Genomic DNA, 25,150 nt, shown 5'->3' with positions numbered 1-25,150 from the left:
GATATGCCGCGCACGCTCATCAGAAAGAACCCGAGCAACTTCAAGACCCTGCCGCTGTTCGTCGAAGCTACCCCAGAAGGCCTGACCTACCAGAGCGTCGGCATGCCGCTGAACTTCGCGCAGACCTTGCAGCGGCGCAAACCGGTGAGCGTCGCCGACACTGAGCGTTTCTCGCTGGAGCTGGCCAATCTCGGCGTTTCGGTGCGCCTGACCCTGCATTGGCAGAATCGCGACTATTGGGTGCTGGTGCGCCAGCGCCGTCAGGACCGCGGCGACGTCGTGCTCAAATTGATTTCCGGTTACGTGCCGGCCCACGAATTGAATATTCCACTGCACACGGCCATTCAGGAAATTGCCGAAGAGTGCTTGCTCGAGACACCGGAAGGCTGGCTCGGCGGACGTTTCAACGAGACCTGGCTGCCGGCGCCCTACTCGGCGGCGTTGCATTATCGCGAGGCTCTGCCGTTTCGCCTGACCCCGTTGTCCGGCTCGGCGCGGCCCATACGCAGCGCCAATCTGCAATTGCTCGAACGGCCACGGGCCTATGTGCACCTGCCGACCGCGTCACTGCAATTGATCTACGATTTGCGCCTGGATGTGCCCAAGGAAGCCAAGTCCCTGAGCCTGTTCCATGTCGATGAGCGTCTGGAGGGTGATCAACTGGTGGCACGGCTCGACCGCAAGCGGCCCGACCTGTACTTGATGCCACTCAAGGACGGCGCACCACTGGCCGAGTTGTACACACTCAAGCGCGACAAACTCGTACCGGCCAGCACCCGTGGTCTGTACCTGGCCGAAAGCTTTGCGACCCAAACCGGCTGGGTCGTGCGCGAGGAGCGGATTCGCTGGAAGGACTGGCTGGTGCAACAGGGCCTGCAACCGGCGAAAACCCCGCGTCAGGGGCTCAAGCAGTTGAGTATCAAGGCGCTGCGATTGGTCGGTCTGGGCAAAAAAACCGCCAAATAGCGGTTTAGCGGCGGCGATCCCACCAGGTACGCAACCCGGCGAAGAAATGAAAATAGCGGTTTTCGCGCTTGCCCATGCCGCGCTTGGGCGAAAACGATTCTTCGGCAAATGCGCCGGTAATGCGCACCCGTGATGCCTGGGTCGGCAGCGTGCAGATTTTCGCATCCACCTGCTGCAGTGCATATTTGAGCAAGCGTTCGGAATGCAGCTTGCGACCTGTCGCCTTGCAGAATTCGAAAATGCGCTCGATGCGCTTGCCGTACGCGACATAGGTATCGCGCCCACACACGGCAAAACGGTCGTTCAAACCGCCCCACCACTGCCAGTCCGGAATGTAGACATTGTGTCGCCGCACCTGCGGATGATTGAACACATAGCCGGGCAACGCCGTGTGGAAAAAGTTATCCGGTCGCACGAACACGACGAAATCCGGATTGAAGGATTCGATCATCGCGGTCACGGTGTGCAGTGAGTTGAGCTGATAGATCAAGTTGCGCAATGACGCATAGTCATCGGCCCAAGTGTCGCCCTGTGCCTTGACCTGCTCGAAATCCCAGCGCTCCAGCACGCCTGCGGTCGAAGTAAGTGCACCGGTCATCGACTCGAAGGGCTGATAATTATCAGCCTTCAATTCGCCTGTTTCGCCGGACCGCGTGTTCTGCACCTCATCGATCTTGTACAGATGGTAGAAGCACTTCACGTCGCTGCCCGCAGGCAGCTGCGCCAGCACGTTCTGTTCGATGGAAGGGAAACAGATCGGCGAATTTCTCGGGATCCCGAAAAAAGCCACGGCAATTTTCAACACTCAACAGCACCTTTTGAAAGTAGGTCGGGCCTGCTGCCAACCGGATAGACGATATCGCTTACTTCTGCCGGAACAACTTTTGCCACCAGCGACGGGGCTGCAGCGGCACCACGATGATGTCCGACTTCTGCAGCCAGTCACGCTCATAGTCCCAGGCATGGCCACCCCACAACTTTCCTGCTTCGTTGGAAAAACCCAGCGTCATGAGCTGATAGCTGAAACCGGCATGAGCGCGCAACCAGTCGAACAACACCAGCGTGTTGAAACCGGTGGAAGGCCCGACGTAGCGCTTGCCACCCGGGCGATCGACCGGGTAGTTCCATAGTGGCGGCAGTGGAATGCGATCCCAGTACATGGCCACACGTGGCAGTGGGCACATCGGTGCGGCGCAGCCCACCAGCATGCTGAAACAGCGCTCGCTCGACTGCTCGAACATCCGCTGTAGCGGCGGCGCGTAAGGCAGACCAAAAAAATACGCATCCGGCGCGTTATAGCCATGCACGAAGAGATTGACGCTGTGCTCGTTGAGCAGCGCTGCCTTGATGCAGGCATTGAAGCTGACGACGACGTCATCGACGCCAATGTTCAGTGCCTGAAAGTCCTCTGCGGTGATGGCCGGATTGTTGGCAATCAGCACAACCCGAGGCGCACGGCTCAGACAGTCGAGAAGTTCTGGAGGTAAAGCCCCCAGTACGGACTGATCACCACCGGGCAGCGCATCCAGCGCCATGTGTTCGTCCTTCATTCAGACCGGCACCTTCATCCCGTAACGCAGCTTCACCCAGAAGCGTGTGAACGCCGAAGGCGGTTGCCACGGGCGCATCTCACGCTGGATTTCCGTGGCCAGCGCCTGACCGACACGGGCGAAGGAATAGCGGTTTTGCGCGAACTCCTGGCCGTTGCGGGCAATGCGCTCTGCCAGGTCCGGATCGCTTTGCAGCAGCTTGATCTTCTCCACCGCCTCTTCTTCGCTGCGGTAGAACACGGTGTTGTGCATGTCTTCAAAGCCGAGCAAGCGGTCTTCTTCGCCCTGACTCCAGGCCAGCAGCACACAGCCGCATGCCATGGCTTCGTAGTTCTTGATCATGAACTCGTTCATGCCGATGTCGGCACTGACGAAAATCATGATGCGATTGAGCGTCTGCAGGTACTCCTCACCCGACTTGGTGCGGGTTACCAGCATCCCGGTACGCTTGGAGAGCGACTCGAGCATGGCTTTACGCTCGGCGTACTCGGTGCTTTTCAGGCTGCCAAGAAAGCCAATGGGAATGTCCCGCTCAACGCCAGTATTGTGCAGCATCTGTTCGTCATAACCCTTGGAGACGAACACCGTGTCGATACCTTCCGCCTGCATCTTGCGCGCGACAACAGCACCGGACACCAGTGCACGACAACTCGGCAGGCGGCGGTAGAGCCTTGAATACACACCGCGATACTTACTCGCTGGCATGTAGTTCTGATAGGCGTCGTGCTCGAGAAAGACCAGCCCGGGTATGCATTTGAGCACCCGCAGTTGTGTCGCCAGACGTTTGACCCGGGAGAAAATCACCACGCGATCGAAGGTCTGGTAATCGACCGAGGCGAGAAACGCCCCCAGATTCAACTGCTGCTGTTTGCTCAAACGATAGATGAAACATTCATCACAGTTCTGCTGCACGATGTCGTAGAGCCGGTCGAGAATGACCCGCTGCTCGTCCATCACCAGGAGCATGACTTTCATAGATTAATTGACCACGCGACGTAGGCAGGCAAGCGCATCGGATTCAAAGCTGCCTACATCAACGGAAACGGTAAAATCCCCAAGGCAAAATCCGTTCACACGCAGTACACAACGGTAAAAGTTCATCTGATCAACGACTGCGAATCTTCTCGACAATCGCCGTTGTCGAGCTGTTTTCCACAAGCCCCAAGACCTTTACGGTGCCGCCATAAGCGGTAACGATATCGGCGCCGACCACCTGATCGATGCCGTAATCGCCACCCTTGACCAGCACGTCCGGTTTAACTTCGCGCAGCAGATTTTCCGGGGTGCCTTCAGGGAAGCTGATCACCCAGTCCACCGCGCCGAGGCCGGCGAGAACCGCCATGCGTCGATCAACGCTGTTGATCGGACGGCCCGGGCCTTTGAGGCGGCTGACCGAAGCATCATCGTTGACCGCGACAATCAGACGATCGCCCTGTGCCCGTGCCTGCTCCAGATAGGTGACATGCCCGGCATGCAGGATGTCGAAGCAGCCGTTGGTGAAGACGATCCTTTCGTTGTGCGCGCGGGCATCGGCCACGGCGAGCAGCAACTGTTCAAGACCCAGAACACCACGCTCGGAACCTTCTTCACGCTGAATGGCGCGACGCAGTTCCGGGGCACTGATGGCGGCCGTACCGAGTTTGCCAACCACGATGCCGGCGGCCAGATTGGCCAGCGCGACGGCGTGGGGCAGGTCTTCACCGGCGGCAATCGCTGCAGCCAGGGTGGAGATCACCGTGTCGCCAGCACCGGTGACATCGAACACTTCACGGGCACGGGCCGGCAGGTGCAGCGCCGGTTGGTCCGGGCGCAACAGGGTCATGCCATGCTCGCCACGCGTTACCAGCAGCGCACCGAGTTCGAGGTCGTGCATCAGCGCAGCGCCCTTGCTCACCAGCTCATGCTCATCGACACAACCGCCGACGATGGCTTCGAATTCGCTGAGGTTGGGGGTGATCAGGCTGGCGCCGCGATAGATCGAGAAATCCTTGCCCTTCGGGTCGGCCAGCACCGGAATGTTCTTCGCGCGGGCGGCCTGGATCAGTGCCTGATGGTTTTTCAGGGCACCTTTGCCGTAGTCGGAGAGCACCAGTACCTTGATGCCTTCGAGCAGGTCATCGACCTGCGAACCAAGGGCCAGAGCGTCGGTGGCGAACGGTTCTTCAAAGTCGATACGCAGCAGTTGCTGGTGCCGGCTCATGACCCGCAGCTTGACGATGGTTGGCTGGTGCGCAATGCGCTGGAACAGAGCGCGTACGCCCGCGCCTTTGAGACTGTTGCTCAGGCTGTCGGCGGCTTCGTCGTCGCCGGTCACACCGACCAGCGACGCCGGCGCACCCAGCGCGGCAATGTTCAAGGCAACGTTCGCGGCACCGCCCGGACGATCTTCGATCTGCTCGACCTTAACGACCGGCACCGGCGCCTCAGGGGAAATCCGTGAGGTTCCGCCATGCCAGTAACGGTCGAGCATGACATCGCCGACTACCAAGACCGGGGCTTGATCGAAACGCGGCATGGACAACTTCATGGAGCAACCCACATACAAAATGAACAGGGGCGCGATATTAACACAGGGTAAAGCGCCGTCCGCCTCAATCTGAAAGGTCGCGCACCCAGAACAACTCGTGGCGCCGGACCGCCTTGCGGAAAAACTCGTTACTGCCCGTTTCAGGCCAGCGACGCCCCGCCAGCACCTGCTGGATCCAGCGGCGCAATTGCCGTTTGAACACCTGTTCGCCCTGCAGATCGTGCTCCATGGCCAAGGCCATGGCTTTGTCCAGTTGCACCTCCGCGGACAGCAGCGGACTCCACAGCCGGTCAGCCGGCAACGGCTCGATGGCCGGTGGCAACGCAATACCGGCACCGGCTGGCCCCATCGGCCAACGATCGTTGTCGTGCAGGTGATTGGCGTACATCAGCAGGGTTGTCGGCTTCCAGCTACTCAGCGCGATAGCCTCAAGCAACGCCCGGGTCGAGGCTACGTGATCGCTGTGGGGATCGAGCTCAGGATGGGGCGTCACCACCACTTCTGGACGATAGTGCTCAAGCAGGGCCTTCAGGTCGCCCAGTAGATTTTGCCAGGTCGGCTGCCCATCGATGTCGGCAGGCAGGGTCAACGGATTGTGCCGGCGCACGCTGCGCACATCGTTTTCCTGCGACTCACGAGAGCCGAACGCCTTCGCAGGCGCTTCGGCCATCGAGGGCAGTTGCAGGCAGTAATAACCCAATTGCACGCAGCGATCGGCAGGCACGCCCCCCCAAAGAGGGATCACCAGACTGTCCCAACTGCGCAAACGGCCCTTCAAACGTGCCGCTGCGGCTTGATCAAGGCCAAGACGCTGGAAGTCTTCAGCTTCGATCTCGCCTTGGGTCAGGGTGACGATACTGACGTCTTCGCAACGACTGTACAGGCCGAATGCGGCGAGTTCCGCATCATCGGCATGGGGAGCAATGACCATCACCCGCTGGCGGGAATACTCAGGATTGGCCATGACCCACAACACACCGGTCGCAGCCGGTACGCAATATCGGCCACGCAGCGCCAGAGTACCTTGCGCCAGCGCATCGGCCTGACCGGACAGATTAAGGAAACGCCGCCCTTTGACGCCGCGCTCGAAGTCCTGGCGATCATCGCCCACCTCAACGCAGGGATCGAGCCAACGCCCCAGCCAAGTGGATTTCACTTCAAGCTCGAGTACCAATGTCTCGCCCTGCGCCAGCGGCTCGCTCAGACGCAACAGACTGCCCTCAAGGCTCACACTCTGGCGGGCCGCTTGCGCTGGAAAGTTGTATTGATAGTCGTCAGCAGGCCGATAGAACAGATGATCGGCGAACCAGGCCTCGTGTGCGATCCAGGCCAGCACCAGCAACAATGGCACCAGCCACCACGCAACCAGCCATCCGATCAGCAACAACCCCGCCAGAAAGGCGATCAGGAACAGACGTTTGTTACGCCGATGGGCCTTGAGAAGCTGTTGCTTGCGAGCACTCATGAATTCAGACCTTGTAGACCGGCACCGTATGGCACCAGCGATCCTTGTACTCACGGTCGGCACGACCGAATGAATAACGCAGAGGTTTGCCCAGCGCTTGCGCGTGCGCCCAGGCCTCTTGGGTGTTGACGAAACTCAGCACGCTGCCGGGACTGAACTCGCGGCTCTGCGGATCGACGCCACCGTTGATGTACTCCAGCGACACCCATTGCGGGGCCTCGACCCGGTACAGCACTTGAATGGCCACGGGTGCCGAATCGAGCATCGCCACCGAACCGGTCATGAACTCGCGCAACAAAGTAAAGACCTCAACCAGCCCGGCCTTGCCCGGCACCTCAAAGCCCCAGCGACGCTGAAACAAATCACCGTAAGCAGCGGCTTGTTCCTGCGGGGTAAAGTCGGACATCGGCACCAGTGATCCACCGGCCTCTTCCAGCAGGCGCTGCTCACGACGCTGGTTGTAGCGAAACTTCTTCGAATACTCTTCCGGCAACCGGGCCAGGGCCAGGCCTTCGGGCTGCGGCTTCAACGTGCTGATCTGCCCGGCATTGAGCTGGGACACATACGCCATGCGCTGGCGCACCGGCACGCTGACATCGGCTGCGATCGGCAGAATGATTTCCGCATTGCCCATGTCCAGCAATCCGCGCTTGCCCTCGCGCTTGAGCACTTCCTTGGACAACGCGACATGCCGCCCCCAGCAAGGGATGGCGGCCAGCACATCACCACCCACGATCCAGCCCAGGTAGCGTAATTCGATGCCAAGGAACGTCGACAAGCGCTCGACGACTTCGGGATGCGTGGCAAAGCTGCCACCGAAACGCTGCCAGGCTTGAGCGTAGATGTCGCGGTCGATTTCGCTCCAGCCACGCTCGCGAAAGCTGCGAAACATCGTCAGCATACGTCGGTCGCGTGTGCCGGCTGAGGTTCGTCACCCTCTTCAAACTCTTTGGCATGCAGACGCGCGTAATAGCCGTTCTGCTCGAGCAATTGCGCGTGAGAGCCACGCTCGACAATACGGCCTTCGTCCATGACCAGAATCAGGTCGGCTTTCTCGATGGTGCTCAAGCGGTGGGCGATCACCAGGGTCGTGCGGTTTTTCACCACATGATCCAGCGCTGCCTGAATATGCCGCTCCGACTCGGTATCAAGCGCGGAAGTAGCCTCGTCGAGAATCAGCAGCGGCGCATCCTTGAGCAGCGCCCGGGCAATGGCGATGCGCTGACGCTGGCCGCCGGACAGCAGCACGCCGTTTTCGCCGACCATGGTTTCGTAGCCCTGCGGCATCTTGATGATGAACTCGTCGGCATACGCCTCGGTAGCCGCGCGCTTGACCTCATCGAACGGTGCGCCGGCCAGATCGCCGTAGGCGATGTTGTTGGTCACCGTATCGTTGAACAGCGTGACCTGCTGGGTCACCAGTGCAATCTGCCGACGCAGGCTGCGCAAGGTGAAGTCCTGCACCTGCACGCCATCGAGCAGGATCTGGCCCTGCGCGTGATCATGCTGATAGAAGCGTGGAATCAGGCTGGCCAGGGTCGACTTGCCACTGCCCGAGCGCCCCACCAGAGCGACCATCTGCCCCGGCTCGACGACGAAGCTGATGTCGTTAAGCACCGCCTTGTCGGTGTCGGGGTAGTGGAAACTCAGATTGCGCACTTCCAGACGACCTTCGAGACGATCCTGCTCGACCGTGCCTTGATCCACTTCCGCTGGCTCATCCAGTTGCTCGAAAATGCTTTCGGCACCGGCCACACCTTTCTGAATGGTCGAGCTGACTTCCGACAACTGACGGATCGGCTTGGGCAGCAAACCGGCCATGGTGATGTAAGCCACCAGATCGCCCGGCGAAGCGTCGCCGCGAAGGTACAGCACGAGGAACATGACCACCGCCATGGCGCTGTACGTCACCAGTTGCAGCATCGGCGTGTAAACCGCGCCGGTCTTGGTCATCGTCAACTGCTTGTCGGTGTTGCTCTGGCTGGCATCGCGAAAGCGATCCTTTTCGTACTGCTCGCCGCCGAAGCTGCGCACAACGCGGTAGCCATGAATGGTCTCGGAGGCGACGTGCGTGACGTTCCCCATCGAGACCTGAATCTTCTTGCTTTGCTTGCGGAATTTCTTGCTGGTGCTGTTCACCATCAAACCGATCAACGGCAGGATGGCGACCATCACCAAGGTGAGTTTCCAGTTCATCCACAACAGCGTGCAGAACAGGAAAATCACGGTCATGCCTTCACGGATGACGACTTTGATCGCATCCGTTGCCGCACCGGTGACCATCGTCACGTTGAAGGTGATTCGGGAAATCAGATGGCCGGAATTGTTCTTGTCGAAGAAGCGATTGGGCAACTCCAGCAATTTGTTGAACAGCACCACCCGCAAGTCATGCACCAGACCCAACGAAACCCGCGCCAGGAAGAAGTTACCCAGGTACGACCCCACGCCTTGCCACAGTGCGATGAATACAATCATCAGTGGCACGGTCTCGAGCAGCTGCAGCTTGCCCAGATAAGGGTTGCCCGGGAACAGACTGGCCTCAGGATTGGCCAGACCGTCGACAAAATATTTGAGGATGTAAGCGAGCATCGGTTGAGTCGATGCGAAAATCAAAAACCCGACGATGCTGAGAAGGAAAAGGCCGGCATAAGGCCGCACGTAAGCCAAAAGGCGGAAATAGATCGCCAGCGTGGACTGGGCTTTCGGTTCAGGACTGCTCATGGTGATCCGCGCAATTCAGTGAGGCGCCGATGATATCACACGCGTTTTTGCCCCGATAAACATGACTTCAAGCCAGCCTTCGACCAAGTCGGTTAAGATACTCCGCTAATGATGGGGAGCCCGATATGCAATCGATTGATCACAGCACTTACGAGGCACTGCGCGAGGGTGCACACGTATTGGAAGCCGACGGTTCCGGCGACAAGGTGCTCAGATTGGCCGATGGACGCATGCTCAAGCTGTTCCGCCGCAAGCGGTTGCTTAGTTCGGCGCTGTTCTACCCCTATGCGCAACGCTTTGCCGACAACACCCGCGCCCTCGAACAACGCGGCATCCTTTGCCCCAAAGTCATTGCGGTCTATCGCATTCCGAGCATCGAACGTGACTGCGTGTATTACAGCCCGCTGGAAGGCCATACGGTGCGTCAGTTGCAGAGCGCTGGCGATGAGGCTGACACACTGAGATTCCAGCTGGGCGGGTACTTCGCCCTGCTGCACGAAAAAGGTGTGTACTTTCGATCACTGCACTTCGGCAACGTCGTGCAGACCCCCGACAACCGCTTGGGCCTGATCGATATCGCCGATCTACGCTGCCAGAAGCGCGCACTCAGTGACAGCAAGCGCCTGCGTAACTTCGCGCACTTGCTGCGTTACAAGGAAGATCGCCAATGGCTGCTCGGCCAGGACGCCGGCGAAACCTTTGTCGAAGGCTATCGCCAGGCGCTGCCGAGCCACCGACAAGCGCCACTGATCTCGCGCCTGCGTCCGCTGCTCGGCTAAACCCTAGCGGCCGATGACCACCACGGTAGCCCCTTTGCGATTGGCGAAATGCTCGATGATGCGCAGCTTGTGCGCCGCCAGCCACTCACTCAGCCACGGCTCGTCACCTTTGGCCTCGATGAGGAAGTACTGATAGTCGCCAGCGTGCGCTGCCGACATCGCTTCCTCTGCGGTCAGCACCGGCATCACGTAGCCGCGACCGGCGTAATAGCTGATCCGCCCATCCTCGAAATACGTCTTCGCACCTGGCTCGACGTGGGCAGACATCCAGTGGCCGGCCTCGACGTAATGGGTTTTACCGGCCCCTGTGGAAATGACGTTCGAGAGCATCACCAGCAACCCCAGAACCACCAGCCATTTGCCGCAACGCGGGAACTCGCGAACGAACGCCGCCAGCCCCATCGCCAGCACGGGCACAAACAACAGGTTCAGAAAGCTCAGGTAGCGCGTATTCATGAACTGCTGCTTGATGAAAAACAGCACCAGTACCATCAGATACAGCAATGCCGTCCAGGCAAAAGGTCGATAGTCGCGCCAGTAGACAGCTAGCACCCCCCAGTTGCGCCGCAGAATGAAGGGAACGGCGAAAGGCCCCATCAGCTTCACGAAACTGATGGTCATGGTCGCCAGGATGCCGAAGAAAATGATCCGGCCAGATTCATCCTGGGAGTACTTGTTGATGAGCGAATTGGCAAACTGATCGCACAGCATCTGGAAGGAAGCAAACACGCTGTGTGGCGCAATCATGTCCAGATACAGCATCACGCGTGCCGACAGAAGCACACCTGAGACCGAAACAGCCAGCAGCCCTAAAACCGGCAACAGCGAAAACTGAACGAACTGCATTCGCCGGTTCGACGACCAAAGATTGGGCAACTGCCACAGCGCTAATGCTGGCACCAGCAGCAAGGCTTCGAGCCGAAACAAGGCTGCCGCGATGACGGCCACATGAATGAGTGCCGCCCGCAGCCAGCCGCCACGGGCTTGCCAGCGCAGCGCGAGCCAGAGTGTCAGGGTGCAGAAGAACCAGAAACCGCATTCACGGATGATGTCGTTTCGGAAGGCATTCACCGCCGGCATTGCCAATACCACCAGACAAGCCCAACCGGCGAGATGCACCGACCGTTGACGTACGCAGTCCACCATCAGCGCGCTGGTGCCGGCAAAAAAGAGCGCGCACCACAGATAGGCACTCAGCTCCAGCGGCAAATGCAGGACGGCATGAGTAGCGGCCAGCAAAAAGGAAAACCAGGGCCAGTCGAAAGCGGCCCAGGCCACATTAGGCCCGTGCTCGGTGACCTGTTGCGCGATATCAATGTACAGCGCGGCATCACGCCCCACTGTCGCGGTGCCCATGACTGCTATCAGCGATAACAGCGCACTGCCCAGAAACGCCAGCCAAACCGGGTATTCGTCGATGATTCTGGAGACTTGAGCTCCCACCTTGCCGCCCGTACCTTTCACCCAGCCACCTCACCGACATCCATTACAGGGTCCGCATAGTCTCCGCGACCCGATTACCGAAACAGCACCCGCAACGCCTTGCGCGTGTAAGACCAGCGCGAAAACGTCCGCCAGTCTGCACGCAAGGCCTGAAAGTAAAACGATTTGGCCAGTTTGTACTCGCCATGGGAATAACAGTCGCGAAACAACGACAGGCAACGCTGCGCCAAAAACGCCTGGCGCAAATCAAACATTTCCTCGGGCATCCGCCGACTGGAAAAAACTTCACTGACCACCTGCTCCGTTCCGGCAGCAAGGCTTTGGCGCAGATCATGGCGCATGCTGTCGGCGTGCTTGTAAATCAGCGCCAAGGGCTCGTCCAGAACGGTGCAGGGGTAGCGCGCCAGCACTTGGGCGAATACTGGCAAGTCCTCGACGTTGCGCAAATTTTCCGGGTAATTACCCAAAACGAATACATCGCGGTGCATCGCACAGGCACCGTTGGAAATCGACACCGTCTTGTTCAGCAGGTAACCCTGCAGGCACTGGCGGGGCGTCACAGGCAGCGGCTTGGCCGCCTGCAAGCTGCGGCGCCCGTCAGCAAACACTGACCAATGCGCGCCGATCACCATCAGGCTGTGTGGATTACTTTCGAGGTGCTGGGAAAGTGCAGCCAAGGCACCGGGCGCCATTTCATCATCGGAGTCGAGAAACACCAGATACCGTCCGGCTGTCTCTTCCAGCCCCCGATTGCGCACCGACGACAAGCCACCGTTGCTTTTACGCAGCGCGCGAAAACGCCCGCCATGCTTGAGCAGGAGCTGTTCTACTACCTCAGGCGTATCGTCCGTCGACCCGTCGTCGATAACCAGCAGATCCGCCGCCGCCTCATCCAACTGCGCCAACACCGACTCCACTGCACGTGGCAGGGTTCGCGCATAGTTGTAAACCGGAATGACGACGCTGATCAGTGTTTCAGTCAAGTTCGTATCCTTTTACACCCTCTTTTACGACCAGAATATCTTCCATGATCAGGTATTCCAGATCCGAGCCGAAAAACATGTTCAGCGCGTCAGTCGGCGAGCAGATCATCGGTTCGCCACGACGGTTAAGCGAGGTGTTCAGCGATACGCCGTTGCCGGTCAGGGTTTCCAGCGCCTTCATCATGTCGTAGTAGCGTGGGTTGTATTCACGCTTGAGCACCTGGGCACGGGAAGTGCCGTCTTCGTGGACAACTTCCGGCACGCGGGTCTTCCACTCTTCCGCCACTTCGAAGGTGAAGGTCATGAACGGCGCCGGGTGATCGATCTTGATCATCTGTGGCGCCACGGTGTCGAGCATCGACGGGCAGAATGGCCTCCAGCGCTCGCGGAACTTGATCTGATGGTTGATCCGGTCAGCTACCCCGGCCACGCTCGGGCAACCGATGATCGAACGACCACCCAAAGCACGCGGACCGAACTCCATGCGCCCCTGGAACCAGGCCACCGGATTGCCATCGACCATGATCTTGGCGATCTGCTCCGGCATGTTGTCGAGCTTGCGCCAGGTCGGCTTGCTCTCGTGACGGGCGCAGGCGGCGATCACGTCTTCGTTGCTGTACGACGGGCCGAGGTAGACGTGTTCCATCTTCTCGACCGGTACGCCACGAGCGTGCGACACGTAGGCAGCGGCACCGACCGCAGTACCGGCATCGCCGGACGCCGGCTGCACGAACAGTTCTTTGATGTCGTCGCGGGCGATGATTTTCTGGTTCAGCTTGACGTTCAACGCACAGCCACCGGCGAATGCCAGCTTGCCGGTTTCCTTGAGCACGTCGCCCAGGTAGTGGTCGATCATCTGCAACGCCAGTTTCTCGAACAACGCTTGCATGCTCGCGGCGTAGTGGATGTACGGCTCGTCAGCGATATCGCCTTCGCGCTTCGGCCCCAGCCATTCGATCAGCTTCGGCGAGAAGTAGAAACCTTTGCCCTTCTCTTTGTAGCGGCGCAGGCCGATGACGTTGGCGTAGTCGGTGTTGATCACCAGTTCGCCATTCTCGAACGAGGCCAGACGCGAGAAATCGTATTTGCTGGCGTCGCCGTACGGCGCCATGCCCATGACCTTGAACTCACCGTCGAGCATCTCGAAACCGAGGAACTCGGTGATCGCGCCATACAGGCCGCCGAGGGAGTCCGGATCGAAGAATTCCTTGATCTTGTGAATCTTGCCATTTTCGCCATAGCCGAAAAAGGTTGTCGCGTATTCGCCTTTGCCGTCGATACCGAGGATCGCGGTTTTCTCTTTGAAACCGGAGCAGTGGTAAGCACTGGAGGCGTGGGCCAGGTGATGCTCGACCGGCTCGATCTTGATCTTTTTCGGATCGAAACCCAGTTGTTCAAGGCACCAGACAATCTTGTTGCGATAGCGCTTGTAGCGACGGTTGCCCATCAGGATCGCATCAAGGGCGCGGTCCGGGGCGTACCAGTAACGCTTGGCGTAGTGCCAGCGGGCCTTGCCGAACAAACTGATTGGCGCAAACGGGATCGCTACCACGTCAACGTCGGACGGCTTGATGCCGGCCTGTTCAAGACAGAACTTCGCCGATTCGTAGGGCATGCGGTTCTTTGCATGCTTATCGCGTACGAAGCGCTCTTCTTCAGCCGCCGCCACCAGCTTGCCGTCGATGTACAAGGCTGCTGAAGGGTCATGGCTAAGGGCGCCGGACAGGCCAAGAATCGTCAATGCCACAGGGGTCTAGCCTCTTTAGTCTGCGTGCAGGCGCGATGCGCCTTGAAAATTGATGTGCCCTCGCACACGGCGAGTGACAGCTAAAGGGCGGGATTATAGCGTAAACGAGAGGGGAATTACCCTGTGCGATTGCCTCAGGGTGAATGGTTGGGAGAAACCTTGCCCACCTGCTCAATAACCGCCCCTGCGCCAGTAAATGCCAAGGTTGCCATCAGTGACCTGACGATAAACCGTATAGGGCAACGCGACTGTATCGAATACACCGGACAATGGCAGATCCAGCAGCACGAACGGTACAAGAAATCCGCTGGGATCAGGAGGCGCATTCAATACGCAGAAATCAAAGGCCAGACCGCTGTAAATCCGCGGAATGGATTGGCAATAGGTTTTTTGCTTGCGCATGTCCCGCGCCACGTCGGCATCGTCCTGCAAGACGGTCATGGTGCTGCCACAGCCAGCCAGAACCCATGAAAATACGCCCAGCGTTACAGTCTGTTTGATGGTCAAGATTCGCCCTCCAAGGTCGTCGGGCAAATTAGCATCGGGACTGAACGGGGCACAGTTCATGCCTTCTGGAGAAGCTGTAGGACAAGTCGCTGAATCTTGTCCTCTACTGCTGTAGTGGTTTGACTCAGGCCGCGCTGGAAATGTCTTTCGGCAAACGCCGATCAATAATCTGATACAGCGCACTGCTTTCGGGCCAGTTGCGCATGAATCGCGCACGGTCACGGACATAGGCCGGGGCGAAACTGCCGGCGGATCCATGCTGGCACATCGAATCCAGATCGATCAGCGCCCAGCGATCCTGCTGCCAGAACAGGTTGTGCCCCTTGAAGTCGCCATGGCTGATGCGCTCGTCAATCAAGCGCGCGAACAACAGGTCCAGCGCCTGCAGTTCCGCTTCCGGCGCATCGCCATTTTCCACATACGGCGCAAAGCGCTCGATGATATCCGGCCCCGGCAGGAACTCGGTCACCAGATACGCACGGCTGCGCAGCCACAAAAAGCGCTTCTCCAGCACCGCCAGCGGTTTGGGTGTGGCGATACCGAGGAACGCCAGGCGATTGCCTTCGCGCCACGAATGCCAGGCGCGACTCGGACGCCAGAAACGCTTGAGCCAATGCGCAAAGCCCTTGATGTTGTAGCGCTTGATCACCAGCGTGCGCGCACCGGCCTGAACCTTGCCGACGCTCGCCGCGCCACCGGTCTTGTACAGATGGCCCTGATCGAGCAACGCATCGGCCTGCTCCAACACCGGCAGCATGGCTGATTCTTCTTCGCGACGGATCGCGCGCAGAGCGAACGCTCCACGCTGCACACTGAACAGCGTGCACTCGCGACCGACCTTGATCAGAAAATCCTTCAAGCGCCAGCGCCGCACTTTGTCGATCTGCTTCTGCAAGGCCTCCAGCGGCAACGCGTGCTCACTGTTGCTCAACAGGTAATACACCAAAAGCTCTTCGGTGAATGGCTCCAGCGCTTTGGGCAACTGGGCGAAAAACACCCCGAGGTTTTCCAGGACTTTTTGTCGCGACAGCGGCTGGCCGGCGGTCTCGGCACAAATACCGGCACCATCAATCAAGTACAACTGGCCACCGTGACGCAGCAGATTGTCCAGATGCAGGTCTTCCTGCCAAAGCCCTTTGCCGTGCAATTGGCCAATGGCGCCCAACGCTTCGGCCAGCACCGTCGATTGTTCGTCGGCCAATACCGGTAGCGACTCGACTTTCGCCCAGGCATCGCCGAGGCTTTCAGCACCTTCAAGGAAATCGAACAGCAGCCAGCCACCTTCGCCATTCTGCAAGCCATCGGCCAGCAGCAGCGGTGTCGTCATACCTTGCCCCGCCAGCAAGCGCACGCCTTCCAGTTCGCGCTGAAAATGCCGGGCAGCCTTGCCGCCCACCAGCAATTTGGCCAACACCGGACGCCCGCGCCAGACACCGGCGCCGACGTAACGCTGCCCCGGCAGGACTCGCAGCAGACTCAGCAATTGCAGATCCGCACTGCCAGCGGCATCGGCCAGAGTCACCGTCAGCGGCAGTTGTGGGGCTCGCCCGACACCGGCCAGCTCGGACAATTGCATCAGCGCGTCTCCTTGTGACTGCGGCGCGCGGTCAGCCGGGCGAGCCAGCTGTCGAGCAGCGAGCTGTCGGTCGATTGATCAAGATAAGCCGCCAGCAATTCACGCAGCTGCGCCTCGTTCCATTCCGGTGCGCGGCGCTGCAATGGCTCCAGATCCTTGATCCGGTCACGCATGCCGAACAACAAGGGGCGGGTTTTTTCCAGGTCGATCAATTGCGCCTGATACCCGTCACCGCTGGCGCGCAGAAAAATATGTTTGGGATAGAAGCAGCCGTGCACCTGACGCACACCGTGCAGATGTCGCGCGAGCAATCCGCAGGCCTTGAGGATGGCCGAATGTTGCGCGGCACTGAGCTGTGCCCAACGCTGCAATAGCGACTCCAGATCGCTCCAGCCATCGAGTGCCCGGGTCAGCAGGATCGCGCGAACCTCGCCGTCAACCTTGCGCTCACCGAAGAACGCCGCTTGCAGCGCGGGAATACCGAGCTTGCGATAGCGGCTGATATTGCGAAACTCGCGGGCAAAGCTGGGTTCACCGAAAGGCGCGTGCAAGGTGCGCGTCAGGTAATTGCTCTGGCGCTTGAGGTAATAACCCTGCCCTTCCAGGTCCAGACGGAAGACGCTACTCCAGCCACCACGGGCGGTATTGGGTTCGTCCACAGCTTCAAGCTGTTTGGCCCACAGTGCGTCGAAAGTGCCGAGACCATGGCGCTCAAGCAGTGCGCGGTCTTCAGCAGCCAGAAAATCAGTCATTCGCGTCCCTCGAAAAATCTCACCACGTGCCGAATCCGTTTCTTGTCGGCGCTATCTAGCCGATCGCACTGGCGATATTGCTTATAGAAACGCAGGCGCTGGGTATTGGACAGGTGGTATTTGGCGAGTTTATCGAGACAGGCCAGATCCTTGGTGATCCGATACTTGAGCCAGAAGCCGCGCCAGAACTCGCCGTTAGGGCAATCGATCAGAAATATGCGGGCCTGCTCATCGATCAACAGGTTGCGCCATTTCAGATCGTTATGGGTAAATCGGTGATCATGCATCGTCCGGGTATAGCCGGCCAATTGCCGACTGACGCCGTCGACCCAGGCGCGATCCTTGAGCTTCGGATCCTTGCGCTCGGCAAGCGCCGAAAGGTCTTCGGTGTTGGGCAATTCGCGGGTGATCATGGCGCCGCGATCATACGCCGCGCCACGTCGTTCCAGGCCCCAGGCCACCACTTCAGCGGTGGGAATGCCCCACTTGGCGAAGCGCTTGAGGTTCTGCCATTCCATCTTTACTCGCGGCTTGCCGAGGTAGCGGCGCAAGCCTTTACCGGCGCCGACATAGCGTTTGACGTAATAGTTGACGCCATTGCGCTGCACGCGAATCACTTCCGACAGCGGATCACGGGTCAGGCGTTCGCCCTGCAACGCAAATACCGCTTCGAGGCTGCCGAAGTCTTCGGCAAGCTCGCTGTATTGCGGCTCGAGAGTCCAACCCGCCATCAGAGCGCATCCCCGTAACGCTGCTTACGTGCATAGAGCTTGTTGGCTTTGCCTTCGAGCCAGTTCAGCAGCGGGGCTTCTTGCGCCAGAATCTGGCGCAGCGGTTGCTGGAAATAGCCTTTGAGGAACCGCAGTTTGTCGCGACGGGTCAGGCCGATGTCCAGCGCGGAAAAATACAGCGCGGCCAGATCCTTGTTGCGCCAGCGCTGAGTGATTTTCGCGCGGGTCTGGGCACGGTGCAGGTCGATCACCGAGAGCTTGAAGTCTTCAGGTGTCACCGGTTTATCGGTGTGCAGCAGGAAGTGGCAGATGTAGCAGTCGCGATGGTTGACGCCGGCGCGGTGCATCATGCCGGTCATGCGTGCGACTTCGGCGATCAGCGCGCGCTTGAGTTTTGGCTCCGGCGGCTGCTTGACCCAGTCGATGCTGAAGTCTTCCAGGCTGATGGTCGGCGCCAGCTCTTCGGTGACGATGAACGAGTGCTGATCCGCCGGGTTGCTGCCCTTCTCGCCGTAAGCAACGGCGGTCATGGTCGGCACGCCGACTTCCTGCAGACGCTGGATAGCCTTCCACTCCTGACCTGCGCCGAGTACCGGCAGCTTGGCGGTCAGCAGGTTCTTGAAGATTTCGCCCCAGCCGATGCCACGGTGGATCTTGACGAAAAATCCGTTGCCGTCGACTTCCGTGCGCAGTGTCCGACGCGCTTCCAGCTCGCGGTATACCTCGCCCTGCAAGCCTTCGACTTCGGCGAACGGGTCGCGTCCGGCCCAAAGGCTCTTGAACGGTTCAGCCAGCATCAACTTCATTAAGCGTGCTCCGCCAGAATCACATCAGCCGCGTGCTGCGGCATGCTGTAGAGGTCGGCCGTCTCGGCGAAGGCCAGACCATTGCGGCTCCAGGCCGCGCGTGCAGCGTCATCATTCAACATTTCAGTCAGGTATTGCGTCAGCTGCGCCTGCTCGAACGGCTCGTCCAGCACTCGCCCGGCATCGGCCTCGGCAATGTAATGGGCGTAACCACAGACTGCACTGACCAGCACCGGCAATCCGGCGACCAGCGCTTCCAGCAACACCGTGCCGGTATTTTCGTTGTACGCCGGATGGATCAACAGATCGGCGCCGAGCAGGAAACGCGGGATATCGCTGCGTCCCTTGAGGAACGTCACGTTGTCGCCCAGACCCAAAGTCGCGCTCTGCATCTGGAACAATTTGGGGTCATCCTGGCCGATTACAAACAGCCGGGTGCGTTTCTTCAGTTCGGCGGGCAAGGCGGCCAGCGCTTTCAGGCTGCGATCGACACCTTTGGTCTTGAACCCCGAGCCGATCTGCACCAGCAACAGCTCGTCGTCCTTGAGATTGAACTCAGCGCGGAAACCGCCGCGAATCTCATCGGCATCCGCCGGGCGGCGACGATCCTGGGCGATGCCTGGCGGCAGCAGATGGAAACGCTCAAGCGGCGTGTCGTAATGCTTGATGAACAGCGGCTGCTGCACTTCGGAAATCATCAGCACTTCGGTCTTCGCGTCCTTGGCGAACACTGCGCGCTCGTACTCGGCGAAGTGGCGATAGCGACCCCAGCGACGGTACAGCGAGTTACGCAGGTTTTGCGCCTTGTCTTCGAAGCAGCCGTCGGCCGCGTAATAGACGTCCAGCCCTGGCATCTTGTTGAAACCGATCAGGCGATCCACCGGACGCTTGGCCAGATCCGCTGCCATCCATGCGCTGAGTTTTTCATTGCGACGATGGTTGAAGAACGCCTTGACCGGCGCCACCAGCACCTCGAAACCGGGCGGCACGTCGCCTTCCCAGATCAGTGTGTAGACGCGAATCTGATGCCCGCGCTTCTGGCATTCGAGGGCGATGCGCATGAAATCGCGCTGCAAACCACCGAACGGGAAATATTTGTACAGGACGAATGCCAATTGCATCAGCGCAGCTCCTCAGCCATTAACAACGTGCTCAGTCGGCTGGCGACACGCTCGGGGTTCAGACGCGTGAAGCACAGCGGCTGTTCACGCTTCAGGTCAAACTGACGGGCATCCTGCGCGGTCGGTTGATAGGTACATTTCTTTTGCAGACACGGTGCGCACGGGAAATCGCTGGCCAGATGAATCTGCAGCTTGCCGTAAGCGCCGGTCAGACCCGGGTTGGTCGGGCCGAACAGCGAAATGGTCGGCACATCCAGCGCGGCGGCCAAATGGCCGAGACCGGTGTCCACCGCCACGCACGCTTGCGCGCCAGCGAGAACTTTGCCGACGCCGGCCAGATTCAGCTTCGGCAGCACTTCGGCGTGTTTGAAACCGGCGGCGATGCGTTCGGCACGAGCCTTTTCCTGCGGGTTGCCCCACGGCAGCTTTACGCCGACGCCGAGATAACCGACGCGTTCGGTCAGCTCACGCCAGTAACTTTCCGGCCAGTGTTTGGTGTCCCACGTGGTGCCGTGGAGGAACACCACAAAGGCGTTTTTGCGCGGCAACTCGACCAGTCGTTCGACGTTGAGGCCGTAGTCGCCCAAGCCTTTGGGCAAGTCGTAACCGAGGGCGATGGCGAACAACTGCCGCACCCGTTCGACGGCGTGCTGACCACGGGCCACGGCCAGTTTGCGATCATAGAAACGCGCAGCCATCGGCTCACGGGCCGAACCTTTGTCGAGTCCGGCCACCGGCGCTTTGACATAACGGGTCAGCCAGGCACTTTTCAGCAAACCCTGAGCGTCGATGACCAAATCGTATTTGTTGACGCGCACGCTTTGCTTGAAGCGTTTCCATTCGCCGCTGGTGATGGTGTTCCAGATGTTTTTGCGCCAGCGGCGAATCGCCACCGGAATCACTTTGTCGACGGCCGGGTGCCAGGTCGGAATCTCGGCAAAGCCTTCTTCCACGACCCAGTCGAACTTGATCCCGGGGATGGCTCGGGCGGCGTCGGTCAGCGCCGGCAACGCATGAATCACGTCGCCCAGCGATGAAGTCTTGATCAGCAATACCCGCAACTTAATGAACCTCGACCACAGCGCCCTGCAGTTTCTGCAAGGCATCGTTGACCGCGTCCGGCATCAGCTGGCGCAGGCAGTTGTAATGGCCGAAACGGCAGGTACGGTCGAAGCACGGGCTGCAATCAAGGCCCAGACGGACGACTTCAACGTGCTCGGCCAGCGGCGGAGTGAAACCCGGCGAGGTCGAGCCGTAGACGGCGACCAGTGGGCGGTTCAGCGCGGCGGCAACGTGCATCAGACCGGAATCGTTGGAGACCACCGCGTCGGCGCAGGACATCAAGTCGATGGCCTCGGCCAGCGAAGTGCCGCCGCTGAGGTTGACCGATTCCTCACGCAGGCCCGGGATCAAACGTGCGCGGATATCTTCGCCCACTGAGTGATCGTTTTTCGAACCGAACAGCCACACCTGCCAGCCTTCGCGAATACGCGCTTCGGCGACTTTGGCGTAATGCTCGGACGGCCAGCGTTTGGACTCGCCGAATTCGGCGCCGGGGCACAGGGCCAACACCGGACGGTCGAGGGTCAGGCCGAACTTGGTCAGTGCGGCTTCGCGGGTGACCGGGTCGATTTGCAGGCTTGGCCGTGGATACGGCTTCGGCAGCTCGGCGTTGGCTTCATAGGCCAGCGCCATGAAGCGCTCGATCATCAGCGGATAGCGTTCTTTGTCGAGAGTGCGCACATCATTGAGCAAGCCGTAGCGGAATTCGCCGCGCCAGCCGGTGCGTTTCGGGATGCCAGCGAAAAACGGCACCAGCGCCGACTTCAGCGAGTTGGGCAGCAGGATCGCCTGATCGTACTGACCGCGCAGGGATTTGCCGATGCGCCGACGCGCCGCCAATTCCAGCGCGCCGTGACCGAGCGGAAAGCTCAAGGCCTTGCGCACTTCGGGCATGCGCTCAAGGATCGGCCGGCTCCACTCAGGGGCCAGCACGTCGATTTCGCATTGCGGGTGGCGCTGTTTGAGACACTGAAACAGTGTCTGCGCCATCACCATGTCACCGACCCAACTGGGCCCAACGATCAGAATATTCATGTGGTTTCCAAAAACGAACCGGGGAGGCATTTACGCCTCCCCGCCTCGATAATTCTACAAACACTGTAGATCTACTGTGGGAGCGGGCAGGCTCGCGATGGGGTTTTCACATCCAACATTATTGTCGTCTGATACTTCGCTATCGCTGGCAAGCCAGCTCCCACAGGGTTTTGCATTCATTCATACATCTGCGACTCAGCTTAGCCCCATCTCTTTCCATATCCGCAAAACCTGCCGGCGCTCTTCGGCAAACTGATCGCCCGATATCACCCCGGCGTCCTTCTGCAAGGCCTGCCGGTGGGCGGCGGAGCGGTAGGCTTTATAGGCCTCACGCAGCAGACTGGCATCTTCGGCAGGCATCAGCCCTTCGTGTTCCAGCTCTTCCAGAATGCGGATGTTATCGGTCCAGCGCAGCAGTGGCGGGTGGCTGTGCGACCACGCCAGAGCCGCGTATTGCACCATAAATTCAATATCGACGATACCTCCGGCGTCCTGCTTGAGGTCGAACGGCGCCGTGGCGTCGAAGGCATTTGCTGCCATACCGGCTGCGGTGCTCTTGGTGCCAAGGTTATCGCGCATCTTCGCGCGCATCTCGCTGACTTCCTGTTGCAACTTCGCCAGATCACGCGCCTTGCCCAAGACCTGCGCGCGCACCTTCTCGAACGCCTGTCCGACATCCTGACTGCCGACCAACACCCGTGCGCGCACCAAGGCCTGATGCTCCCACGTCCAGGCTTCATTTTCCTGATAGCGGGCAAACGCGCCGAGCGAACTCACCAACAGCCCCGAAGCACCGGAAGGCCGCAGACGCATGTCCACTTCGTAGAGCTGACCGGAGTTGGTCTGCGCCGTCAGCAAGTGAATGATCCGCTGCCCGAGCCGCGTGAAGAACTGCGCGCCATCGATCGACTTCGGCCCATCGGTTTCCGCCTGCGGATCGCCGTCGTGGATAAACACCAGATCGAGATCGGAACCATGCCCCAGCTCCAGACCGCCGACCTTGCCATAACCGACAATGATGAAGCCGGGATCGCACAACGTGCCGTCGGTGCGCAGCGGCGTGCCGTACTTGGCCACCGTCTGGCGCCAGGCCAAGGCCAGCACTTGCTCAAGAATCGCCTCGGCGAGCCAGGTCAGGTAATCGCTGACTTTCATCAGCGGCAGGCTGCCGGCAATTTCCGAAGCAGCGACGCGCAAACGGTGCGCCAGCTTGAAATGGCGCAGCGCTTCCATTTGTTGTTCGAGGTCGTCCTCGGGAATCCGCGTCAGCCGCTCGCGCAACTCGGCGGCCAGTTCCGGCGCCAAGGGCGGCTTGAACAAACGACCTTCGTTAAGCAATTCATCCAGCAGCAGCGGGAAGCGGGTGATCTGCTCAGCGATCCACGGACTCGCTGCGCACAACGTCAGCAGGCGTCGCAATGCACTGGGGTTTTCCGTCAGCAAGACCAGATAAGCCGAACGCCGAGCAACTGCCTCCACCAACGGCAGCACCCGCTCAAGCACCAGGTCCGGGTTGGCGTGCTCAACCGCCTGCGCGAGCAAACGCGGAATAAAGGCATCCAGACGCTCCCGTCCCAACCGCTGCATCGCGCGCAGTTGCGGGCTGCTGCGCAATCCGGCCAACGCTTTCAGGGCTTTGCTCGCGTCAGCAAAACCGCCCTCCTCCAACTGCCGGCACGCCGCCTCTTCGTCCTGCGCCTCTTCCCACAGCGGCAGCCATTCACCGCCGACCACCACTTCACTTTCAGCGCCTTCATCCTCATCGGGGTCGGCAATTACCTGAGCGAAGTGCCAGGCCACGCGACCGCGCCAGAACATCAGCTTCTCGTGGAAGGCGTCCCAGTCGGCGAACCCGAGCATGAAGGCGATGCGCGCCTGATCCTGTGCACCGTCCGGCAGCATCTGGGTCTGGCGGTCGGCGATCGCTTGGATGGCGTGCTCGGTGTAACGGAGAAATTCGTAGCCTTCGCGCAACTCGCTGATCACTGCCGGCGGCAGATAACCCTGCCCTTCCAGCGTGCTCAGCACCTTTAATAGAGGACGCTGTTGCAGGCTCAAGTCGCGGCCACCGTGGATCAACTGAAAGGCCTGAGCGATGAACTCGACCTCGCGAATGCCGCCGGAGCCGAGTTTGATGTTGTCGGCCATGCCCTTGCGCCGCACTTCCTGCTGGATCAACTGCTTCATGGTGCGCAGCGCTTCGATTGCCGAGAAGTCCAGATAACGCCGATAAACGAACGGGCGCAGCATGTCGAGCAACTGCGCGCCTGCGACTTGATCACCGGCCACCACCCGCGCCTTGATCATCGCGTAGCGTTCCCAGTCGCGGCCCTGATCCTGGTAATACTGCTCCAGCGCATTGAAGCTCAGCACCAGCGCGCCGGACGAGCCGTACGGGCGCAAGCGCATGTCGACGCGGAAAACGAAGCCGTCGACGGTCATCGGATCCAGCGCCTTGATCAGGCGCTGACCGAGGCGGATGAAAAACTCCTGATTATCCAGCGAGCGCTTCACGCCCACCGTTTCGCCGCCCTCGGGGTAGGCGAAGATCAAATCGATGTCGGAAGACAGGTTCAACTCCACCGCGCCGAGCTTGCCCATGCCGAGGATGACCATTTGCTGCGGCTCACCGCTGCGGCGGCCGGTCGGCGTGCCGAACTGTTCGCAATGGCGGCTGTACAACCATTGATAAGCCTGGTCGATGGTGGCGTCGGCCATGTCCGAGAGATCACGGCAGGTCTGCACCAGATCGGCCTGACGGGTGAGATCGCGCCAGATGATCCGCACTTGATGTCGAGCGCGCTGACGACGCAAGGCGCGGCCGAGTTCATCTTCGGTTTGCGCGGCGTTCACCGCCGCGGCAATCTGCGCACACAATTCACCCGGCGCGAAGGCCCGGTCGAGCTCGCCGGACTGCACCAGCGCAAGCAACATCAAAGGGTCACGAACGCTCTGTTCAATGACAAACTCGCTGGCGCCGGTGACGCGGGCGAACTGCGCCCAGCGCTCTGGCGTCCAGTTGGCGAAGCCGTGATCGTTTTCCAGCGCAGCGACGGCCGTACGGAACGACTGCTCGGATCGAGTGACCAACGGCAGGAGAATGGCGGGCAGTTCGGCAAGCACGGGCAGGGTCATGGTCTATCCTTGATCGGCGTGTAAATGGCCGCTTGTAGTGATTGGTGAAAAGCCGCTACCCGGAGGACTGTCGAACAAAAGTTAGAAATAGCTGAAATTTCTTTCTCTTTGGCAGCGAACATCAAAGTTTCACCTTTTTCAGATGGCAAAAGACCAACCTTAACGATTATTCTCACAACGCAGCCGGAGGCCACAAGCCATTCTTCTGTAGTTTTACTACTCGTCTATACATTCGAAAGGCTGA

21 protein-coding genes are annotated in these 25,150 nt (G+C 59.8%); 2 read left to right on the top strand and 19 right to left on the bottom strand.

Translation table 11 applies throughout. The features are described 5' to 3' along the window. Window positions 1–3: 3 nt before the first annotated feature. Entirely contained in the window at window positions 4–966 is a 963-nt protein-coding gene (locus RMV17_RS02295) for a hypothetical protein (RefSeq protein WP_034151678.1), read from the top strand. A gap of 4 nt (window positions 967–970) precedes the next feature. On the opposite strand, the gene RMV17_RS02290 is transcribed toward RMV17_RS02295, so the two are convergent. The 7 genes from RMV17_RS02290 to msbA form a co-directional block, all read right to left on the bottom strand. Further along, the gene (locus RMV17_RS02290; RefSeq protein ID WP_311885273.1) at window positions 971–1,771 is read right to left on the bottom strand and encodes a hypothetical protein; all 801 of its coding nucleotides are present in this window, start codon (window positions 1,769–1,771) and stop codon (window positions 971–973) included. A 58-nt stretch (window positions 1,772–1,829) separates the two neighbouring features. Next, complete coding sequence (locus tag RMV17_RS02285; RefSeq protein ID WP_108224374.1) at window positions 1,830–2,516, bottom strand: hypothetical protein; 687 nt, start codon at window positions 2,514–2,516, stop codon at window positions 1,830–1,832. Next, window positions 2,517–3,491 (bottom strand): glycosyltransferase, encoded by a 975-nt coding sequence (locus RMV17_RS02280; RefSeq protein WP_311885269.1) that lies wholly within the window; start codon window positions 3,489–3,491, stop codon window positions 2,517–2,519. A gap of 130 nt (window positions 3,492–3,621) precedes the next feature. After that, a complete protein-coding gene (gene hldE / locus RMV17_RS02275; RefSeq protein ID WP_034151682.1) occupies window positions 3,622–5,043 on the bottom strand; it encodes a bifunctional D-glycero-beta-D-manno-heptose-7-phosphate kinase/D-glycero-beta-D-manno-heptose 1-phosphate adenylyltransferase HldE in 1,422 nt (473 codons plus the stop codon). A 64-nt stretch (window positions 5,044–5,107) separates the two neighbouring features. Further along, on the bottom strand, window positions 5,108–6,508 hold the full coding sequence (locus tag RMV17_RS02270) for a PIG-L family deacetylase (protein ID WP_311885267.1): 1,401 nt from the start codon (window positions 6,506–6,508) through the stop codon (window positions 5,108–5,110). 4 nt (window positions 6,509–6,512) lie between these two features. Continuing rightward, the gene (locus RMV17_RS02265) at window positions 6,513–7,409 is read right to left on the bottom strand and encodes a GNAT family N-acetyltransferase (RefSeq protein ID WP_311885265.1); all 897 of its coding nucleotides are present in this window, start codon (window positions 7,407–7,409) and stop codon (window positions 6,513–6,515) included. After that, entirely contained in the window at window positions 7,403–9,229 is a 1,827-nt protein-coding gene (gene msbA / locus RMV17_RS02260) for a lipid A export permease/ATP-binding protein MsbA (protein ID WP_093430136.1), read from the bottom strand. The genes RMV17_RS02265 and msbA overlap by 7 nt, the downstream gene beginning before the upstream one ends. Window positions 9,230–9,354: 125 nt before the next feature. On the opposite strand from msbA, the gene RMV17_RS02255 reads away from it, so the two are divergent. Next, window positions 9,355–10,008 carry a toluene tolerance protein gene (locus RMV17_RS02255; RefSeq protein WP_034151686.1) on the top strand — a complete coding sequence of 218 codons (654 nt, stop codon included), beginning with the start codon at window positions 9,355–9,357 and terminating at the stop codon, window positions 10,006–10,008. A gap of 3 nt (window positions 10,009–10,011) precedes the next feature. Here the strand turns inward: RMV17_RS02255 and RMV17_RS02250 are convergent, their stop codons facing one another. From RMV17_RS02250 to glnE, 12 genes are all read right to left on the bottom strand, one after another. Further along, a complete protein-coding gene (locus tag RMV17_RS02250) occupies window positions 10,012–11,472 on the bottom strand; it encodes a hypothetical protein (RefSeq protein WP_034151687.1) in 1,461 nt (486 codons plus the stop codon). A gap of 53 nt (window positions 11,473–11,525) precedes the next feature. Then, complete coding sequence (locus tag RMV17_RS02245; RefSeq protein WP_034151688.1) at window positions 11,526–12,434, bottom strand: glycosyltransferase family 2 protein; 909 nt, start codon at window positions 12,432–12,434, stop codon at window positions 11,526–11,528. Beyond that, a complete protein-coding gene (locus RMV17_RS02240; protein ID WP_034151689.1) occupies window positions 12,427–14,181 on the bottom strand; it encodes a carbamoyltransferase in 1,755 nt (584 codons plus the stop codon). The genes RMV17_RS02245 and RMV17_RS02240 overlap by 8 nt, the downstream gene beginning before the upstream one ends. Window positions 14,182–14,352: 171 nt before the next feature. Continuing rightward, window positions 14,353–14,688, bottom strand: a complete 336-nt coding sequence (locus RMV17_RS02235) for a YceK/YidQ family lipoprotein (protein WP_034151690.1) — start codon at window positions 14,686–14,688, stop codon at window positions 14,353–14,355. Window positions 14,689–14,812: 124 nt separating this feature from the next. Further along, a complete protein-coding gene (locus RMV17_RS02230; protein WP_311885259.1) occupies window positions 14,813–16,264 on the bottom strand; it encodes a lipopolysaccharide kinase InaA family protein in 1,452 nt (483 codons plus the stop codon). After that, complete coding sequence (locus RMV17_RS02225) at window positions 16,264–17,016, bottom strand: lipopolysaccharide kinase InaA family protein (RefSeq protein ID WP_034151692.1); 753 nt, start codon at window positions 17,014–17,016, stop codon at window positions 16,264–16,266. The genes RMV17_RS02230 and RMV17_RS02225 overlap by 1 nt, the downstream gene beginning before the upstream one ends. Then, window positions 17,013–17,747 carry a lipopolysaccharide kinase InaA family protein gene (locus RMV17_RS02220; protein ID WP_034151693.1) on the bottom strand — a complete coding sequence of 245 codons (735 nt, stop codon included), beginning with the start codon at window positions 17,745–17,747 and terminating at the stop codon, window positions 17,013–17,015. Before RMV17_RS02220 ends, RMV17_RS02225 begins: the two co-directional genes overlap by 4 nt. After that, the gene (gene rfaP, locus RMV17_RS02215; protein ID WP_311885254.1) at window positions 17,747–18,553 is read right to left on the bottom strand and encodes a lipopolysaccharide core heptose(I) kinase RfaP; all 807 of its coding nucleotides are present in this window, start codon (window positions 18,551–18,553) and stop codon (window positions 17,747–17,749) included. Before rfaP ends, RMV17_RS02220 begins: the two co-directional genes overlap by 1 nt. Then, window positions 18,553–19,674: a glycosyltransferase family 4 protein gene (locus RMV17_RS02210; protein WP_311885252.1), complete on the bottom strand. Its 1,122-nt coding sequence runs from the start codon at window positions 19,672–19,674 to the stop codon at window positions 18,553–18,555. The genes rfaP and RMV17_RS02210 overlap by 1 nt, the downstream gene beginning before the upstream one ends. Continuing rightward, complete coding sequence (gene waaC, locus RMV17_RS02205; RefSeq protein ID WP_034151696.1) at window positions 19,674–20,735, bottom strand: lipopolysaccharide heptosyltransferase I; 1,062 nt, start codon at window positions 20,733–20,735, stop codon at window positions 19,674–19,676. The genes RMV17_RS02210 and waaC overlap by 1 nt, the downstream gene beginning before the upstream one ends. 1 nt (window position 20,736) lies before the next feature. Further along, a complete protein-coding gene (gene waaF / locus RMV17_RS02200; protein WP_311885250.1) occupies window positions 20,737–21,771 on the bottom strand; it encodes a lipopolysaccharide heptosyltransferase II in 1,035 nt (344 codons plus the stop codon). Between the two features lie 195 nt (window positions 21,772–21,966). Then, window positions 21,967–24,906 carry a bifunctional [glutamate--ammonia ligase]-adenylyl-L-tyrosine phosphorylase/[glutamate--ammonia-ligase] adenylyltransferase gene (gene glnE / locus RMV17_RS02195; RefSeq protein ID WP_311885248.1) on the bottom strand — a complete coding sequence of 980 codons (2,940 nt, stop codon included), beginning with the start codon at window positions 24,904–24,906 and terminating at the stop codon, window positions 21,967–21,969. Between the last annotated feature and the right edge of the window lie 244 nt (window positions 24,907–25,150).

This window comes from Pseudomonas sp. VD-NE ins (assembly GCF_031882575.1).
GTDB lineage: Bacteria > Pseudomonadota > Gammaproteobacteria > Pseudomonadales > Pseudomonadaceae > Aquipseudomonas > Aquipseudomonas fluorescens_BZ.
The sequence above is the reverse complement of the archived record's forward strand: the minus strand, read 5'-3'. Positions and strand labels throughout refer to the sequence as shown.

What these genes read in the sequence shown, in the direction of transcription:
- RMV17_RS02295 (WP_034151678.1), top strand. Translation starts at nt 4, where the DNA reads ATGCCGCGCACGCTCATCAGAAAGAACCCGAGCAACTTCAAGACCCTG.
- RMV17_RS02285 (WP_108224374.1), bottom strand. Translation starts at nt 2,516, where the DNA reads ATGAAGGACGAACACATGGCGCTGGATGCGCTGCCCGGTGGTGATCAG.
- RMV17_RS02280 (WP_311885269.1), bottom strand. Translation starts at nt 3,491, where the DNA reads ATGAAAGTCATGCTCCTGGTGATGGACGAGCAGCGGGTCATTCTCGAC.
- hldE (WP_034151682.1), bottom strand. Translation starts at nt 5,043, where the DNA reads ATGAAGTTGTCCATGCCGCGTTTCGATCAAGCCCCGGTCTTGGTAGTC.
- RMV17_RS02270 (WP_311885267.1), bottom strand. Translation starts at nt 6,508, where the DNA reads ATGAGTGCTCGCAAGCAACAGCTTCTCAAGGCCCATCGGCGTAACAAA.
- RMV17_RS02265 (WP_311885265.1), bottom strand. Translation starts at nt 7,409, where the DNA reads ATGCTGACGATGTTTCGCAGCTTTCGCGAGCGTGGCTGGAGCGAAATC.
- msbA (WP_093430136.1), bottom strand. Translation starts at nt 9,229, where the DNA reads ATGAGCAGTCCTGAACCGAAAGCCCAGTCCACGCTGGCGATCTATTTC.
- RMV17_RS02255 (WP_034151686.1), top strand. Translation starts at nt 9,355, where the DNA reads ATGCAATCGATTGATCACAGCACTTACGAGGCACTGCGCGAGGGTGCA.
- RMV17_RS02230 (WP_311885259.1), bottom strand. Translation starts at nt 16,264, where the DNA reads ATGCAATTGTCCGAGCTGGCCGGTGTCGGGCGAGCCCCACAACTGCCG.
- RMV17_RS02225 (WP_034151692.1), bottom strand. Translation starts at nt 17,016, where the DNA reads ATGACTGATTTTCTGGCTGCTGAAGACCGCGCACTGCTTGAGCGCCAT.
- RMV17_RS02220 (WP_034151693.1), bottom strand. Translation starts at nt 17,747, where the DNA reads ATGGCGGGTTGGACTCTCGAGCCGCAATACAGCGAGCTTGCCGAAGAC.
- rfaP (WP_311885254.1), bottom strand. Translation starts at nt 18,553, where the DNA reads ATGAAGTTGATGCTGGCTGAACCGTTCAAGAGCCTTTGGGCCGGACGC.
- RMV17_RS02210 (WP_311885252.1), bottom strand. Translation starts at nt 19,674, where the DNA reads ATGCAATTGGCATTCGTCCTGTACAAATATTTCCCGTTCGGTGGTTTG.
- waaF (WP_311885250.1), bottom strand. Translation starts at nt 21,771, where the DNA reads ATGAATATTCTGATCGTTGGGCCCAGTTGGGTCGGTGACATGGTGATG.
- glnE (WP_311885248.1), bottom strand. Translation starts at nt 24,906, where the DNA reads ATGACCCTGCCCGTGCTTGCCGAACTGCCCGCCATTCTCCTGCCGTTG.